Raw genomic sequence first — 16,982 nt, forward strand, 5'->3', positions numbered from 1 at the left:
CCGCCCTTGTTCAAGCTGTTAGCGAATATGGCCATTAAGGAAACCGGAGGAATCATGACCAAGTCAGAGTTAATCGAAAGACTTGCAAGCCAGCAATCGCATATCCCGGCAAAAGCGGTTGAAGATGCCGTGAAAGAGATGCTGGAACATATGGCCTCTACCCTTGCCGTTGGGGAGCGTATTGAAATCCGCGGTTTCGGCAGCTTTTCTTTGCATTACCGAGCTCCTCGCACCGGGCGTAACCCAAAAACAGGTGACAAAGTGGATTTGGAAGGTAAATACGTTCCACACTTTAAACCGGGTAAAGAACTACGCGACCGCGCCAATATTTATGAAGGCGATTGATTTATCGCCGGAAATTGAACACGAAAAAAAGCACCTGCGGGTGCTTTTTTCATCTCTGTCTCCTGATGAAAAATGGAATGCTCCTCGCAACATTGCCTGCACATTGCAGCAATCCTGCCGATTCCTCACAAAGCTTGCCGCAAACCAGGCAAATCCCTGCGGACAACCTCATGACGTAGCGCGACACTCTCCGTAACAGGAAGGTGTCTATGCGTTTGCCACAACTGGCGATCTGTGTGATTGCAGGTCTCGCCCCGTTAATCTGGCTGCCGAAACTGCCGGGGATGGGCTGTACAGAAACTATCGTTATTATCGCGATGCTGCTGGCATGGTGCCGTCCACGAGCCCTTCAGATTACCGGGTTAACAGGTCTGTTTTTCTGCTGGGGTATCCTGGCTGCGCATCAGATAGTATGGCCTGCACAGCATCTTACCGGCAAAAATCAGCCTGTAGAAATCACCCTTACCGCGACCGATGGGGCAACGACGCATCAGGGCGTAATAACGCGCTATGACGGAAAACGCCTGTTCCCGGCACCGGGCATTACCCTTTACGGCAATTATTTACCCGAGGCGGGCTGCGCCGGGCAGCGTTGGGCGATGACCATTCGCGCAAGGGCCGTTCACGGCGAGCTAAACGACGGTGGATTTGATACCCAGCGCAGCGCATTTGCGCGACATAACCCACTAACCGGTCGTTTTATTGAGGCAAAAGCGCTGGATGCCCGCTGTAGTTTACGGGCGCGCTATCTGGCTTCACTCTCTGCGACGCTGACCGATTATCACTGGCAGGGGGTGATCTTAGGTCTGGGCTTAGGTGAGCGTCTGGCGGTATCCACTGAGGTCAAAAAATTGATGCAGCAGACCGGCACCCTGCATCTGATGGCGATCTCGGGTCTGCACATCGCTCTCGGCGCGTCGCTCGGCTGGCTGTTGATTCGCGGCCTGCAATTTTTCTTGCCATGCCGTCTGATTAGCTGGCGAACGCCATTAATTTTTGGCTTCCTTTGTGCAACAGGTTACGCATGGCTCACGGGATTACAGCCGCCTGCGCTACGAACCATTGTGGCGCTGGGAATATGGTATGGTCTGCGTTTAAGCGGGCGTCAATGGTCGTCATGGGACATCTGGCTGTGCTGTATTGCCGCCATTCTGTTCTGCGATCCACTGGCCGTGCTGTCACAAAGCCTGTGGCTCTCGGCGTTCGCCGTGGCAGCGCTGATTTTCTGGTACCAGTGGGTGCCTTTGCCAGCGTGGAAAATGCGGACGCCGCTGCGTCAGCTTGTTCGATTGATCCATCTTCAACTGGGGCTAATGATATTGCTGTTACCGCTCCAGGTGCTGCTGTTTCACGGCATCAGCATGACGTCGCTGCTGGCAAACCTGGTGGCGGTCCCGCTGGTCACCTTCGTGATTGTGCCGCTGATCCTGGCAGGAATGCTGCTGCACCTGACCGGACCTCAGTTATTCGAACAGGGGATCTGGTACCTGGCGGATCGGCTACTGGCGCTACTGTTTTACCTGTTGCGGCAATTGCCCGATGGCTGGCTGGATGTAGACGAACGCTGGCAGGGCATTATTGTGATGCCGTGGATAGCGCTGGTACTCTGGCGTTGTCGGGCCTGGCGCGCCATTAACGCCGTGACACTGGTCCTGTTGGTGGTACTGACCTTTCCGCTATGGCGGCAGGTGCGAAAGGACGTATGGGCGGTACATATGCTCGATGTCGGGCAGGGGCTGGGTATGGTCATTGAACGTCACGGCAAAGCCATTTTATATGATACCGGTCTGGCGTGGCCCGGTGGTGATTCCGGGCAACAGCTGATTATCCCCTGGCTGCGCTGGCATCACCTGCGACCCGAAGGCATCATCATTAGCCATGAGCATCTCGATCATCGCGGCGGGCTCAACGCCATTCATCAGGCGTGGCCTGAGGCATGGATCCGTAGCCCGCTAAAGTGGGAAGGGCACCTGCCTTGTTTTCGGGGGGAACGCTGGCAGTGGGAAGGGCTAACCTTCAGTGCTCACTGGCCGTTAAAGAATAATAAAACGCAGGGTAACAACCGCTCCTGCGTGGTAAACGTTGATGATGGCCAGCACAGTATTTTATTAACCGGCGATATCGAAACGCCAGCGGAACTCGCTATGCTTAGCCACTACTGGCAGCATCTGGCGTCTACCATTATTCAGGTACCCCATCACGGCAGCAATACCTCATCGGGGATCGCGCTGATACAGCGGGTGAACGGAAAAGCGGCGCTGGCATCCGCCTCGCGTTACAACGCATGGCATTTTCCGTCGCCAAAAGTAGTGAAACGCTACCGGCAGCAGGGATATCAATGGCTTGATACCCCTCATCAGGGGCAAATTACGGTCACTTTTTCCAATGATGGGTGGCAAATCAGCAGCCTGCGGGAGCAAATTTTGCCCCGCTGGTATCATCAGTGGTTTGGCGCGCCCGCAGATAACGGGTAGAATATGCGGCTATTTCAACAAATGCTGGTTTTTTGAATGCATAACGATAAAGATCTCTCTACGTGGCAGACCTTCCGCCGACTTTGGCCGATTATTGCCCCTTTCAAGCCGGGTCTAATCGTGGCGGCAATTGCGTTAATCCTCAACGCAGCCAGCGATACCTTCATGTTATCGCTCCTTAAACCATTACTGGATGATGGTTTTGGTAAAACAGATCGCTCGGTGCTGCTATGGATGCCGCTGGTAGTGATTGGGCTGATGATTGTGCGAGGTATCACCAGCTACATCTCCAGCTATTGCATCTCATGGGTGTCTGGCAAAGTGGTGATGACCATGCGTCGCCGCCTGTTCAGCCATATGATGGGGATGCCGGTTTCCTTTTTTGACAAGCAGTCCACCGGGACACTGCTGTCTCGCATTACCTATGATTCAGAGCAGGTTGCCTCCTCCTCTTCCAGTGCGCTCATTACCGTGGTGCGTGAAGGGGCGTCGATTATCGGCCTGTTTATTATGATGTTCTACTACAGCTGGCAATTGTCGGTGATCCTGATCGTCCTCGCACCCATTGTCTCATTTGCGATTCGACTGGTCTCCAAACGTTTTCGCAGCATCAGTAAGAATATGCAGAATACCATGGGGCAGGTCACCACCAGCGCAGAGCAGATGCTGAAAGGGCACAAAGAGGTGCTGATTTTTGGTGGTCAGGCCGTCGAAACGAAGCGTTTCGATAAAGTCAGCAACAAGATGCGCTTACAGGGAATGAAGATGGTCTCTGCCTCTTCCATTTCAGACCCGATTATCCAGCTGATTGCCTCCCTGGCGCTGGCCTTTGTGCTGTATGCGGCCAGTTTTCCCAGCGTAATGGAGACCCTGACTGCCGGTACCATCACCGTGGTATTCTCGTCAATGATCGCGCTGATGCGTCCGTTAAAATCACTGACCAACGTTAACGCCCAGTTCCAGCGCGGGATGGCCGCCTGCCAGACGCTGTTTTCCATTCTCGACTCCGAGCAGGAAAAAGACCAGGGCACCTTTGCCGTTGAACGCGCGAAAGGCAACCTGGAATTTCGCAACGTCACCTTCACCTACACAGGACGTGAAGTCCCGGCGCTGCGCAATATCGATCTGACGATCCCTGAAGGCAAAACGGTCGCGCTCGTCGGCCGTTCTGGTTCCGGTAAGTCAACCATTGCCAGTTTGATCACACGCTTTTATGACGTTGATGAAGGGCAGATCCTGCTTGATGGTCATGACCTGCGGGAATACACGCTCTCGTCGCTGCGTAATCAGGTCGCACTGGTGTCGCAGAACGTGCATCTGTTTAACGATACGGTTGCCAACAACATTGCCTATGCGCGCACCGACGTATACAGCCGTGAGCAGATCGAAGAAGCCGCCCGTATGGCGTATGCGATGGATTTTATCAACAAAATGGATAACGGCCTCGACACCATTATTGGTGAAAACGGCGTGATGCTCTCTGGTGGTCAGCGTCAGCGTATCGCGATTGCCCGTGCGCTGCTGCGCGACAGTCCGATCCTGATCCTTGATGAAGCTACCTCCGCGCTGGATACCGAATCTGAACGGGCGATCCAGTCCGCTCTGGATGAGTTGCAGAAGAACCGCACATCGCTTGTGATTGCGCATCGCCTGTCAACTATTGAACAGGCCGATGAAATTGTGGTGGTTGAAGATGGCCGCATTGTTGAACGCGGAAACCATCACGATCTGCTGGAACTGCGTGGGGTTTACTCGCAGCTACATAAGATGCAGTTCGGTCAATGATCGCCCGTATCTGGTCCGGTGAATCTCCGCTCTGGCGGCTATTGCTGCCGCTTTCCTGGCTTTATGGGCTGGTGAGCGGCCTTATCCGTCTGAGCTACCGCCTCGGTCTGAAAAAACCGTGGCGGGCACCGGTCCCGGTGGTGGTGGTGGGAAATCTGACCGCCGGAGGTAACGGCAAAACTCCCGTAGCCATCTGGCTGGTTGAGCAACTCCAGCAGCGCGGTATCCGCGTTGGTGTGGTGTCTCGCGGCTACGGTGGCAAGGCGGACCGCTATCCTCTGCTTCTCGACGCTAGCACAACGCCTGCCAGCGCAGGTGATGAACCTGTGCTTATCTGGCAGCGCACCGGTGCGCCTGTCGCCGTTTCGCCAGTGCGGGCTGACGCCGTTCGCGCACTGCTGGCAGAGCACGATTTACAGCTCATTATTACCGATGACGGCCTGCAACATTATCGTCTGGCACGTGACGTAGAAATTGTGGTGGTGGATGGCGTACGCCGTTTTGGTAACGGCTGGTGGCTTCCTGCCGGACCCATGCGCGAGCGTGCGTCACGGTTGCAAACGGTCGATGCGGTAATTACCAACGGCGGCGAGCCTGCGCCGGGTGAAATTCCCATGACTCTGCGCCCGGGACAGGCGGTAAATTTGCTAACCGGTGAACGCTGCGAGATGTCCACGCTGCCGAATGTGGTGGCAATGGCCGGTATTGGTCATCCGCCGCGTTTTTTTACCACCCTGGAAAAGGGCGGCGTGCGACCAGTCAAAACCGTCGCGCTGGCCGATCATCAGGCACTGCTCCAGGCCGATGTACAGGCGATGACCCAACCAGGAGAGACCCTGCTCATGACCGAGAAAGACGCGGTCAAATGCCGGGCCTTTGCTCAGGATAACTGGTGGTACTTACCGGTCAATGCCGAACTCCAGGGCGATGGCGCGCAACGACTGCTGGCGAAACTTACTCTTCTGGCGCAGCGTTAGCCTCCTGCTGCAAACGCCGGGATCGATGATGAGGAAATAAATGCTCTCTCTACATGCCGCGCGTTGTCTTCATCTTGCTGCGCAGGGGCTGCTTAAAAAGCCCCGACGCCGCGCTCAACCTGATGACATCCTGCGCACTATCCGCCAGATGTCGCTCCTGCAAATTGACACCATTAACATTGTTGCCCGTAGCCCGTATCTGGTGCTGTTCAGCCGTCTGGGGAATTATCCGCAGTCCTGGCTGGACGAGGCGTTAAGTCGCGGTGAACTAATGGAGTACTGGGCGCATGAAGCCTGTTTCCTGCCCCGCAGTGATTTTTCGCTGGTACGCCACCGGATGCTGGCCCCGGAAAATATGGGATGGAAATATCGTCAGACGTGGATGGAAGAGAACGTCGAGGAAATTGAACAGCTAATGGCGCATATCCGCGAGCAGGGTCCGGTACGCTCAGCGGATTTTGCCCATTCAGCAAAAGGTTCAAGTGGATGGTGGGAGTGGAAGCCGCATAAGCGTCATCTGGAGGGATTATTTACCGCCGGAAAAGTGATGGTGGTAGAGCGGCGCAACTTTCAGCGGGTTTACGATCTCACCAGCCGGGTATTACCGGAGTGGAATGACACGCGCGATGCGCTCAGCCAGGAAGCGGCGGAAGAGGTGATGCTGTTAAACAGTGCCCGCAGTCTGGGGATTTTTCGCCCTCAATGGCTGGCGGACTATTACCGATTGCGCCAGCCAAAGAGCGCTGTATTACTGGCACGCTGGCAGGAACAAAATCAGATTGTCCCCGTTGAGGTTGAAACGCTGGGACAGCTATGGCTGCACACGGATCTTCTGCCTTTGCTGCCTGCGGCGCAGGAGGGCAAACTTAACGCCACGCATAGCGCGGTGCTCTCGCCATTTGATCCCGTTGTCTGGGATCGTAAACGCGCTGAACAGCTTTTCAACTTTAGCTATCGGCTGGAGTGCTATACGCCTGCTCCGAAACGTAAATACGGCTACTTTGTACTGCCGCTGCTGCACCGGGGAGGGCTGGTAGGGCGCATGGACTGTAAAATGCACCGTAAAGCGGGCGTGCTGGAGATCATCTCGCTATGGCTGGAAGCGGGTGAGAGCGTCAGCCGTACGCTTGAGCAAGGGCTACAGTCCGCCATCGACGATTTTGCCCGCTGGCAGGGCGCATCGCGTATTCAGGCCGGTTTCCTGCCCGAAACGCTCTTTACGCATCAGCGCAGCGGCTGGGAAATTGACGTAGCCTGATATGCCATTATGATAGGTTGCAACCGGACCTTTTCGGTCCATCAGGAGGAATTATGGATCATCGTTTGCTTGAAATCATTGCCTGCCCGGTCTGTAACGGCAAGCTATATTATAGCCAGGATAAACAGGAGCTTATCTGTAAAGCCGATCACCTGGCGTTTCCGCTGCGTGAAGGTATTCCGGTGCTGCTGGAAACCGAAGCCCGTCAGCTCAATGCTGAAGAGAGCCGTCCATGAGCTTCGTGGTTATTATTCCGGCGCGTTACGCCTCGACCCGTCTGCCGGGTAAACCTCTCCAGGATATCAACGGCAAACCAATGATCCTGCACGTGCTGGATCGCGCACGCGAATCCGGCGCGGCGCGGATTATCGTGGCGACCGATCACCCAGACGTGGCCAGCGCCGTAGAAGCGGCCGGGGGCGAAGTCTGCATGACGCGTGCCGATCATCAGTCCGGCACCGAAAGGCTGGCGGAAGTGGTGGAGAAGTGCGCTTTCAGCGATGACACCATTATCGTCAATATTCAGGGTGACGAGCCGATGATCCCTTCGGCGATTGTGCGTCAGGTGGCAGAAAATATTGCCGCGTGTGAGGCGGGCATGGCGACGCTGGCGGTGCCGATCCACAATGCCGAAGAGGCTTTCAACCCGAACGCGGTTAAAGTGGTGATGAATGAACAGGGCTATGCCCTCTATTTTTCTCGCGCCACTATTCCCTGGGATCGCGATCGTTTTGCTCACTCGCGCGAGGCCATTGGCGATACGCTGCTGCGCCATATTGGCATTTATGCCTACCGTGCCGGTTTTATCCGCCGCTATGTTAGTTGGGCACCCAGCCCGCTTGAGCAAATCGAAATGCTGGAGCAGCTTCGCGTGCTGTGGTACGGCGAAAAAATCCATGTTGCTGTTGCCCAACAAGTACCTGGCACCGGTGTGGATACGCCAGAAGATCTGGAACGCGTGCGTGCAGAAATGCGCTGATCCCCGTCTCCCTTCCAGCCGGAAGGGAGAATAATTTTCGTTATTTTTCAACTTTTCTGTAGCACCTTTGATCTTACCCGGTGACATCCTGCCTTCAGGCGCTCATTATGAAATCAGTAACATTCATAAGGGTTATCCGTGATGGAACAATTGCGTGCCGAATTAAGCCACCTGTTAGGTGAAAAACTCAGTCGGCTGGAATGCGTCAATGAGAAAGCCGACTCTTCGCTGTGGTCGTTATACGATTCGCAGGGCAACCCTATGCCGTTGATGGCGAAAAGCTTCACCACGCCGGGCCTTGCCAGACAGCTTGCCTGGAAGGTATCCATGCTGGCGCGTAGCGGCACGGTAAGAATGCCCGTGGTCTATGGGGTACTTACCCATGAAGAGCATCCGGGGCCGGATGTCTTACTGATTGAACGGTTACGTGGCGTGCCGGTGGAAGCGCCCGCGCGTACCCCCCAGCGCTGGGAGCAACTGAAAGATCAAATCGTCGAGGGTCTGCTGGCGTGGCATCGTCAGGATAGCCGTGGCTGCGTAGGGATGGTGGATAATACCCAGGAAAACCTGTGGCCGCAGTGGTATCGCCAGCGGGTCGAAATGCTCTGGAGCACGCTCAATCTTTATAATAATACCGGGTTAACCATGCAGGATAAGCGGCTGCTGTTTCGCGCCCGCGAATGCCTGCCGTCGCTGTTTGAAGGCTTTAACGACAACTGCGTGCTGGTACACGGTAATCTGACGTTGATGAGCATGCTTAAAGATGCGCGTACCGATCAACTGCTGGCGATGGTCGGGCCGGGCATCATGCTGTGGGCTCCGCGAGAGTATGAGCTGTTTCGCCTGGCGGATAACCGGCTGGCAGAAGATCTGCTGTGGCATTACCTGCAACGTGCGCCGGTAGCGGAAGCCTTTCTCTGGCGGCGCTGGCTCTATCTGTTGTGGGATGAAGTGGCGCAGCTGGTGAATACCGGACGCTTTGACCGCGCCCGGTTCGATCTGGCGGCAAAATCACTCGTGCCCTGGCTCACCTGACGCGCCTTTTAACCATTGCCAGACACGGCCCAGGGTTTCATACGCGACGCGGTCGCTGTGGCCCAGCCACACCGGGGAAGGGATCGCCCGCTCCCAGGGATTAAGCGGTGAATCAATCGCCAGCTGATTCGCGGGGGCGGGAAGCGGATGCAGACCGACGTGCTCAAAGAAAATCATCGCGCGCGGCAGATGCGAGGCGGACGTTACCAGCAGGAAAGGCGCATCACCGATGGCCTTTTTAACCGCAGCGGCTTCTTCTTCCGTATCTTTCGGTTGGTCGAGGGTAATAATGTCGCTGCGCGGTACGCCAAGGCTTTCGGCGACTCTGGCCCCAACCTCAGCGGTACTGACATTATTACTCACCGCGACGCCCCCGGTAAAAATCAGCTTTGATCCCTGATTCGCACGCCATAACCGTATTCCCTCATTCAGCCGCGGCAAACTATTGTTAATCAGATTTGAACTCGGGGCCCACTGCGGATTCCACGTATACCCGCCACCCAATACCACCACGTACTGAGCCTGCTCGCGGCCGTGCCAGGTGGCGTATTTATTTTCAATCGGACGGAGTAAACTGTCTGCTACGGGTTGCAGACTCAGCAGCAGGAGCACCAGCCAGCCGAGGGTAATAAATGATTTGCCGGTTTTTTGAAAACGACTGAACCAGACCAGCAGCACGCCGCAGCCAATCAATAAAAGTAACAGAGGCAGGGGCAGCATCATCCCGCCGATGAACTTTTTTAGCGTAAAAAGCATCCTTCGTGGCTCCTTTTTTAACCATACAACCTTGCTTTGTCCGGGATATTACACCAGATTGCTTCATTCTCTGCCCGGCTGTGACAAAATAGCGCCTTTGACAGGATCGCGGAGTGAAGTTATGCAGGATCGCAATTTCGATGACATTGCGGAAAAGTTTGCCCGCAATATTTATGGCACCACCAAGGGCCAACTGCGTCAGGCGATCCTGTGGCAGGATCTCGATAGTCTGCTCGCATCATATGGCGACCGTCCGCTGCGCATCCTTGATGCGGGCGGCGGGGAGGGGCAGACGGCGATTAAAATGGCGGAACGTGGGCATCACGTAACGTTATGCGATCTTTCCGCTGAGATGATCGCGCGTGCGAAACTGGCGGCGGCGGATAAAGGTGTGAGCGACAACATGCATTTTGTACAATGCCCCGCTCAGGAGATCGCTCAGCATTTGGAATCGCCGGTTGATCTGATATTGTTTCACGCGGTGCTTGAGTGGATCGCCGAACCGCAGCGCATGTTGCAAACGTTATGGTCGGTGTTACGTCCCGGCGGTGCGCTGTCGCTGATGTTCTATAACGCCAACGGTTTTTTGATGCACAATATGGTGGCCGGGAATTTTGACTACGTGCAGGCGGGAATGCCGAAAAAGAAAAAGCGAACCCTCTCGCCGGACTATCCGCGCGATCCGCAGCAGGTCTACGGCTGGCTGGAAGAAGCAGGGTGGCAGATTACCGGGAAAACCGGCGTACGGGTATTTCATGATTATTTGCGCGAAAAACATCAGCAGCATGATTGCTACGCCGCGCTGCTGGCATTAGAAACGCGCTATTGCCGTCAGGAACCCTATATTAGCCTGGGCCGTTACATTCACGTCACTGCGCGTAAACCGCAGGAAGATGCAAGGATAACCGATGAGTGAATTTTCCCAGACAGTCCCCGAACTGGTTGCCTGGGCCAGAAAAAATGATTTCTCCATTCAGTTGCCGGTCGACAGGCTCTCATTTTTGCTGGCTGTCGCCACGTTAAACAGCGAACGGCTGGAGGGCGAAATGACGGAGGGCGTTCTTATCGACGCTTTCCGTCACGTCAGCGATGCGTTTGAGCAAACCAGCGAAACCATTGGCGTGCGCGCGAATAACGCCATCAATGATATGGTGCGTCAACGTCTGCTGAACCGCTTTACCAGTGAACAAGCGGAAGGCAACGCCATTTACCGCCTGACGCCGCTGGGAATTGGCATCACCGACTACTATATTCGCCAGCGTGAATTTTCCACCCTGCGGCTGTCCATGCAGCTATCGATTGTGGCCGGCGAATTAAAACGCGCCGCCGATGCCGCCGTCGAAGGGGGAGATGAGTTCCACTGGCACCGCAACGTTTATGCCCCACTGAAATATTCGGTGGCGGAGATTTTTGACAGCATCGATCTCACCCAGCGTTTGATGGATGAACAGCAACAGTCGGTCAAAGACGACATCGCCCAACTGCTGAACAAAGACTGGCGGGCAGCGATCTCCAGCTGCGAACTGTTGCTCTCTGAAACCTCCGGTACGCTGCGTGAGTTGCAGGATACACTGGATGCGGCAGGCGATAAGCTTCAGGCTAACCTGCTGCTCATTCAGGATGCCATTCTGCCTCGTGACGATCTGAATTTTGTCGATCGGCTGGTGTTCGATCTGCAAAGTAAGCTGGACCGCATCGTCAGCTGGGGACAACAGGCGATTGACCTGTGGATCGGTTACGACCGTCACGTGCATAAATTTATCCGTACCGCGATTGATATGGATAAAAACCGCGTCTTTGCCCAGCGGCTGCGTCAGTCGGTGCAAACCTATCTGGATGCCCCCTGGGCGCTGACCTACGCCAGCGCCGACCGTCTGCTCGATATGCGTGACGAAGAGATGACGCTGCGTGATGAAGAGGTCACCGGTGAGCTTCCGGCAGATCTTGAGTTTGAAGAGTTTAACGAGATCCGCGAGCAGCTTGCCGCCATGATTGAACAGCAGCTGGAAGTCTATAAATCCAGAAACCTGCCGTTGGATCTTGGCCTGGTTGCGCGCGAGTATCTGGCGCAGTATCCGCGCGCGCGCCATTTTGACGTGGCGCGTATTGTTGTGGACCAGGCCGTGCGCCTGGGCGTTGCACAAGCAGATTTCAGTGGGCTGCAAGCACAATGGCAGCCAATTAATGATTACGGAGCCAAGGTACAGGCGCATGTCATTGACAAATATTGAACAAATGATGCCAGTTAAAATGGCACAGGCTCTGGCCAACCCGCTTTTTCCGGCGCTGGATAGCGCGCTACGTTCGGGTCGCCATATTGGTCTTGACGAGCTGGATAACCATGCCTTCCTGATGGATTTCCAGGAGTATCTGGAAGAGTTTTACGCCCGCTATAACGTAGAGCTGATCCGCGCGCCGGAAGGATTCTTCTACCTGCGTCCGCGTTCTACTACGCTTATCCCGCGTTCGGTCCTTTCCGAACTGGATATGTTGGTGGGTAAAATCCTCTGTTACCTCTATCTCAGCCCGGAACGGCTGGCTAACGAAGGCATTTTCACCCAGCAGGAGCTGTACGATGAACTGCTCACCCTGGCAGAAGAGAGCAAGCTGCTGAAGCTGGTCAACAACCGTTCTACCGGTTCTGACGTTGACCGACAAAAACTTCAGGAAAAAGTGCGCTCGTCGCTTAACCGCCTGCGCCGTCTGGGAATGGTGTGGTTTATGGGTCATGACAGCAGCAAGTTTCGCATTACGGAATCCGTTTTCCGCTTTGGTGCCGACGTGCGCAGCGGCGACGACCCGCGCGAAGCCCAATTGCGAATGATTCGTGACGGTGAAGCGATGCCGATTGAAAATCATTTGCAGCTGAATGATGAAGCCGAAGAAAGTCAGTCTGATAGCGGAGAGGAAGAATAATGTTAGAACGCGGTAAGTTTCGTTCGCTAACGCTGATTAACTGGAACGGCTTTTTTGCCCGTACTTTTGACCTTGATGAACTGGTCACCACCTTATCCGGGGGTAACGGGGCCGGTAAATCCACAACCATGGCGGCTTTCGTCACGGCGCTGATCCCGGATCTTACGCTGCTGCATTTCCGTAACACCACCGAAGCCGGGGCCACCAGCGGTTCCCGCGATAAAGGTCTGCACGGTAAACTGAAGGCCGGGGTATGTTACTCGGTGCTGGATGTGATCAACTCCCGTCATCAGCGGGTGCTGGTGGGTGTCCGATTACAGCAGGTTGCCGGACGCGATCGCAAAGTCGATATCAAACCTTTTGCCATTCAGGGCCTGCCGATGTCAGTCGGGCCGACCGAACTGTTGACCGAGGCATTAAACGAGCGTCAGGCGCGGGTGTTAACGCTTCCGGAGCTGAAAGAGAAACTTGAAGCGACGGAAGGCGTGCAGTTCAAGCAGTTTAACTCCATTACCGACTATCACTCGCTGATGTTTGATCTGGGCGTGGTGGCGCGTCGTCTGCGCTCGGCCTCAGACCGCAGTAAATACTATCGTCTGATTGAAGCCTCGCTGTATGGCGGTATCTCCAGCGCAATCACCCGCTCCCTGCGCGACTATCTGCTGCCAGAAAATAGCGGCGTGCGTAAAGCCTTCCAGGATATGGAAGCCGCGCTGCGCGAAAACCGGATGACGCTGGAAGCCATTCGCGTAACGCAGTCGGATCGCGATCTGTTCAAGCACTTAATTTCCGAAGCAACAGACTATGTGGCAGCGGACTATATGCGTCACGCCAACGAGCGCCGGGTCCATCTCGACAAGGCGCTGGAGTTCCGCCGTGAACTATTTACGTCGCGTAAGAAACTGGCGGCGGAGCAGTACAAACACGTCGAGATGGCGCGTGAGTTGCAGGAGCACAACGGTGCAGAAGGCGATCTGGAAGCCGATTACCAGGCGGCCAGCGATCATCTGAATCTGGTACAAACCGCGCTGCGCCAGCAGGAAAAAATTGAACGTTACGAGTCGGACCTGGAAGAGTTGCAAATCCGTCTCGAAGAGCAGAATGAGGTGGTCGCCGAAGCGGTCGACCGCCAGGAAGATAACGAAGCGCGGGCGGAAGCCGCTGAACTGGAAGTGGATGAGCTGAAAAACCAGCTTGCCGACTACCAGCAGGCGCTGGACGTGCAGCAAACCCGCGCCATTCAGTACAACCAGGCGTTACAGGCCCTCCAGCGCGCGCGCGAACTGTGCCATCTGCCGGACCTGACGGCGGAGAGCGCGGACGAGTGGCTGGAAACCTTCCAGGCGAAAGAGCAGGAGGCCACCGAGCGCCTGCTGTCGCTGGAACAGAAGATGAACGTGGCACAAAGTGCGCACAAGCAATTTGAGCAGGCGTTTCAACTGGTGGAAGCCATCAACGGCCCGCTGGCCCGTGATGAAGCCTGGGATATTGCCCGTGAATTACTGCGTGACGGCGTCAATCAGCGCCATCTGGCTGAGCAGGCACAACCGCTGCGTAGCCGCCTGAGCGAGCTGGAGCAGCGGCTGCGCGAGCAGCAGGATGCGGAGCGCCTGTTAACCGAATTCAACAAGCGCCAGGGTAAGCGTTACGATATCGAGGAACTTGAGGAACTGCATCAGGAGCTAGAAGCGCGTATTGCCAGCCTTTCCGATAGCGTCTCAAACGCCCACGAAAAACGCATGAACCTGCGTCAGGAGCTGGAGCAAACGCAGACGCGCATTCAGGCGCTGCAAAAGCGTGCCCCGGTCTGGCTGGCTGCGCAAAGCAGCCTGAACCAGCTTGCCGATCAGTGCGGCGAAACCTTCGAAACCAGCCAGGACGTAACGGAATATCTGCAACAACTGCTGGAGCGTGAGCGCGAGTCTATCGTTTTACGTGATGAAGTTGGCGCACGCAAAAATGCCGTTGATGAAGAGATTGAGCGTCTCAGTCAGCCGGGCGGGTCGGAAGATCAGCGTCTTAACGCGCTGGCCGAGCGGTTTGGCGGCGTACTCCTGTCTGAAATTTATGATGACGTCAGCCTCGAAGATGCGCCGTACTTCTCCGCGCTGTACGGGCCGTCACGTCATGCGATTGTGGTGCCGGATCTGTCGCTGCTGACCGAACAGCTCGAAGGGCTGGAGGATTGCCCGGAAGATCTGTACCTGATCGAGGGCGATCCGCAGTCCTTTGACGATAGCGTATTCGCCGTCGATGAACTGGAAAAAGCGGTGGTGGTGAAAATCGCCGACCGCCAGTGGCGTTACTCCCGCTTCCCTGAACTGCCGCTGTTTGGTCGCGCCGCGCGCGAAAGTCGTATTGAAAGCCTGCACGCCGAGCGTGAAACGCTTTCCGAACGCTTTGCCACGCTGTCCTTCGACGTGCAGAAGACCCAGCGTCTGCACCAGGCTTTCAGCCGCTTTATCGGCAGCCATCTGGCGGTGGCCTTTAAAGACGATCCGGAAGTGGAAATTCGTCAGTTAACCACTCGCCGTGGCGAGCTGGAACGTGGGCTTACCAGCCACGAAAGTGACAACGAGCAGCAGCGCGCGCAATTTGAACTGGCGAAAGAGGGCGTTTCACAGCTCAACCGTCTTCTGCCGCGCCTGAACCTGCTGGCGGATGAAACGCTCGCTGACCGGGTTGATGAAATTCAGGAGCGTCTGGACGAGGCGCAGGAAGCCGTGCGCTTTATTCAGCAACACGGCAATCAGCTGGCAAAACTTGAACCGCTGGTCTCCGTTCTGCAAAGCGATCCGGAGCAGTTTGAACAGCTCAAAGAAGATTACGCCTGGTCGCAGCAGACCCAGCGTGAAGCTCGCCAGCAGGCGTTTGCGCTGACGGAAGTGGTCCAGCGCCGGGCGCACTTTGGCTATTCCGACTCGGCAGAAATGCTCAGCGGCAACAGCGATCTGAATGAAAAATTGCGCCAGCGTCTTGAGCAGGCGGAGGCCGAACGTAGCCGCACGCGTGATGCGCTGCGCACGCATGCGGCCCAGCTCAGTCAGTACAATCAGGTGCTGGCGTCGCTGAAAAGCTCGTACGACACCAAAAAAGAGCTGCTGGGCGACCTGCATAAAGAGTTGCAGGATATCGGCGTACGTGCCGACAGCGGCGCGGAAGAGCGTGCGCGTAGTCGTCGCGATGAACTGCATAGCCAGTTAAGCAATAACCGTGCACGTCGCAATCAGCTGGAAAAAGCATTGACCTTCTGCGAAGCGGAGATGGACAACCTGACCCGCAAACTGCGCGCGCTGGAGCGTGACTACCTCGCCATGCGTGAGCAGGTGGTCACCGCCAAAGCGGGCTGGTGTGCGGTCATGCGGCTGGTGAAAGATAACGGCGTTGAGCGTCGTCTGCATCGTCGTGAGCTGGCCTATCTTTCTGCTGATGAGCTGCGTTCTATGTCGGATAAGGCGCTGGGTGCGCTGCGTCTGGCGGTGGCCGATAACGAACATCTGCGCGATGTGCTGCGCATGTCGGAAGATCCGAAACGTCCAGAGCGTAAGATTCAGTTCTTCGTGGCCGTCTATCAGCATCTGCGCGAGCGTATCCGCCAGGATATCATTCGTACCGACGACCCGGTGGAAGCCATCGAGCAGATGGAAATTGAGCTGAGCCGTCTGACGGAAGAGCTGACCACCCGCGAGCAGAAACTGGCGATCAGCTCAAAAAGTGCGGCGAACATTATCCGTAAGACCATTCAGCGCGAGCAGAACCGTATCCGGATGCTCAACCAGGGGCTGCAAAGCGTCTCCTTTGGTCAGGTCAACAGCGTGCGTCTCAATGTCAACGTCCGCGAAGCCCACGCGACGCTGCTGGATGTGCTTTCAGAGCAGCACGAGCAGCATCAGGATCTGTTTAACAGCAACCGTCTGACCTTCTCGGAAGCGCTGGCGAAGCTGTATCAGCGTCTGAACCCGCAGATCGACATGGGCCAGCGCACGCCGCAAACCATCGGTGAGGAACTGCTGGACTACCGCAACTATCTGGAGATGGAAGTGGAAGTTAACCGTGGTTCTGACGGCTGGTTGCGTGCGGAATCCGGGGCATTGTCGACCGGTGAAGCGATCGGTACCGGGATGTCTATCCTGGTGATGGTGGTGCAGAGCTGGGAAGATGAATCGCGTCGTCTGCGCGGGAAAGATATTTCGCCGTGCCGTCTGCTGTTCCTCGACGAAGCAGCGCGTCTGGATGCGCGCTCCATTGCCACGCTTTTTGAACTGTGTGACCGTCTTGAAATGCAGCTCATCATCGCTGCGCCGGAAAACATCAGCCCGGAAAAAGGCACTACCTATAAGCTGGTACGTAAAGTCTTCCAGAACACGGAACACGTACACGTGGTAGGGCTGCGTGGCTTTGCGCCGCAGTTGCCAGATCCCCTGCCGGGCACCGCAGACGCATCGTAATAGTCCTAA

General features: G+C 55.9%; 13 protein-coding genes. 12 read left to right on the forward strand and 1 reads right to left on the reverse strand.

Features of this window, described 5'->3' with window-relative positions; translation table 11 throughout:
- Positions 1-54: 54 nt before the first annotated feature.
- From ihfB to INT84_RS03330, 8 genes are all read left to right on the forward strand, one after another.
- The gene (gene ihfB, locus INT84_RS03295; RefSeq protein ID WP_049840220.1) at positions 55-345 is read left to right on the forward strand and encodes an integration host factor subunit beta; all 291 of its coding nucleotides are present in this window, start codon (positions 55-57) and stop codon (positions 343-345) included.
- Positions 346-554: 209 nt separating this feature from the next.
- Positions 555-2,819, forward strand: coding sequence for a ComEC family protein (locus INT84_RS03300; RefSeq protein ID WP_194205604.1), 2,265 nt, complete (start codon positions 555-557; stop codon positions 2,817-2,819).
- A gap of 36 nt (positions 2,820-2,855) precedes the next feature.
- Positions 2,856-4,604 carry a lipid A ABC transporter ATP-binding protein/permease MsbA gene (gene msbA / locus INT84_RS03305; protein WP_194205605.1) on the forward strand — a complete coding sequence of 583 codons (1,749 nt, stop codon included), beginning with the start codon at positions 2,856-2,858 and terminating at the stop codon, positions 4,602-4,604.
- The gene (lpxK, locus tag INT84_RS03310) at positions 4,601-5,581 is read left to right on the forward strand and encodes a tetraacyldisaccharide 4'-kinase (RefSeq protein ID WP_194205606.1); all 981 of its coding nucleotides are present in this window, start codon (positions 4,601-4,603) and stop codon (positions 5,579-5,581) included. The genes msbA and lpxK overlap by 4 nt, the downstream gene beginning before the upstream one ends.
- A gap of 40 nt (positions 5,582-5,621) precedes the next feature.
- Positions 5,622-6,839 carry a winged helix-turn-helix domain-containing protein gene (locus tag INT84_RS03315; protein WP_194205607.1) on the forward strand — a complete coding sequence of 406 codons (1,218 nt, stop codon included), beginning with the start codon at positions 5,622-5,624 and terminating at the stop codon, positions 6,837-6,839.
- A 53-nt stretch (positions 6,840-6,892) separates the two neighbouring features.
- Positions 6,893-7,075: a protein YcaR gene (gene ycaR / locus INT84_RS03320; RefSeq protein ID WP_194205608.1), complete on the forward strand. Its 183-nt coding sequence runs from the start codon at positions 6,893-6,895 to the stop codon at positions 7,073-7,075.
- Entirely contained in the window at positions 7,072-7,818 is a 747-nt protein-coding gene (kdsB, locus tag INT84_RS03325; RefSeq protein ID WP_194205609.1) for a 3-deoxy-manno-octulosonate cytidylyltransferase, read from the forward strand. The genes ycaR and kdsB overlap by 4 nt, the downstream gene beginning before the upstream one ends.
- A 141-nt stretch (positions 7,819-7,959) precedes the next feature.
- Complete coding sequence (locus INT84_RS03330; RefSeq protein WP_194206103.1) at positions 7,960-8,853, forward strand: YcbJ family phosphotransferase; 894 nt, start codon at positions 7,960-7,962, stop codon at positions 8,851-8,853.
- On the opposite strand, the gene elyC is transcribed toward INT84_RS03330, so the two are convergent.
- Positions 8,830-9,609 carry an envelope biogenesis factor ElyC gene (elyC, locus tag INT84_RS03335; protein ID WP_194205610.1) on the reverse strand — a complete coding sequence of 260 codons (780 nt, stop codon included), beginning with the start codon at positions 9,607-9,609 and terminating at the stop codon, positions 8,830-8,832. The two genes, INT84_RS03330 and elyC, sit on opposite strands and share 24 nt — an antisense overlap.
- 121 nt (positions 9,610-9,730) lie before the next feature.
- Here elyC and cmoM point away from each other — a divergent pair, with 121 nt between their 5' ends.
- The 4 genes from cmoM to mukB are packed head-to-tail and all read left to right on the forward strand — an operon-like array spanning position 9,731 to position 16,973.
- Complete coding sequence (gene cmoM, locus INT84_RS03340; protein ID WP_194205611.1) at positions 9,731-10,525, forward strand: tRNA uridine 5-oxyacetic acid(34) methyltransferase CmoM; 795 nt, start codon at positions 9,731-9,733, stop codon at positions 10,523-10,525.
- A complete protein-coding gene (mukF, locus tag INT84_RS03345; protein ID WP_176920652.1) occupies positions 10,518-11,840 on the forward strand; it encodes a chromosome partition protein MukF in 1,323 nt (440 codons plus the stop codon). Before cmoM ends, mukF begins: the two co-directional genes overlap by 8 nt.
- Positions 11,821-12,525 carry a chromosome partition protein MukE gene (gene mukE, locus INT84_RS03350; RefSeq protein WP_194205612.1) on the forward strand — a complete coding sequence of 235 codons (705 nt, stop codon included), beginning with the start codon at positions 11,821-11,823 and terminating at the stop codon, positions 12,523-12,525. Before mukF ends, mukE begins: the two co-directional genes overlap by 20 nt.
- The gene (gene mukB, locus INT84_RS03355; RefSeq protein WP_194205613.1) at positions 12,525-16,973 is read left to right on the forward strand and encodes a chromosome partition protein MukB; all 4,449 of its coding nucleotides are present in this window, start codon (positions 12,525-12,527) and stop codon (positions 16,971-16,973) included. The genes mukE and mukB overlap by 1 nt, the downstream gene beginning before the upstream one ends.
- The last annotated feature ends 9 nt before the right edge of the window (positions 16,974-16,982 follow it).

Origin of the sequence: Superficieibacter sp. 1612_C1, from assembly GCF_015234305.1 — a bacterium.
In the GTDB taxonomy this organism is placed as follows: Bacteria; Pseudomonadota; Gammaproteobacteria; order Enterobacterales; family Enterobacteriaceae; genus Superficieibacter.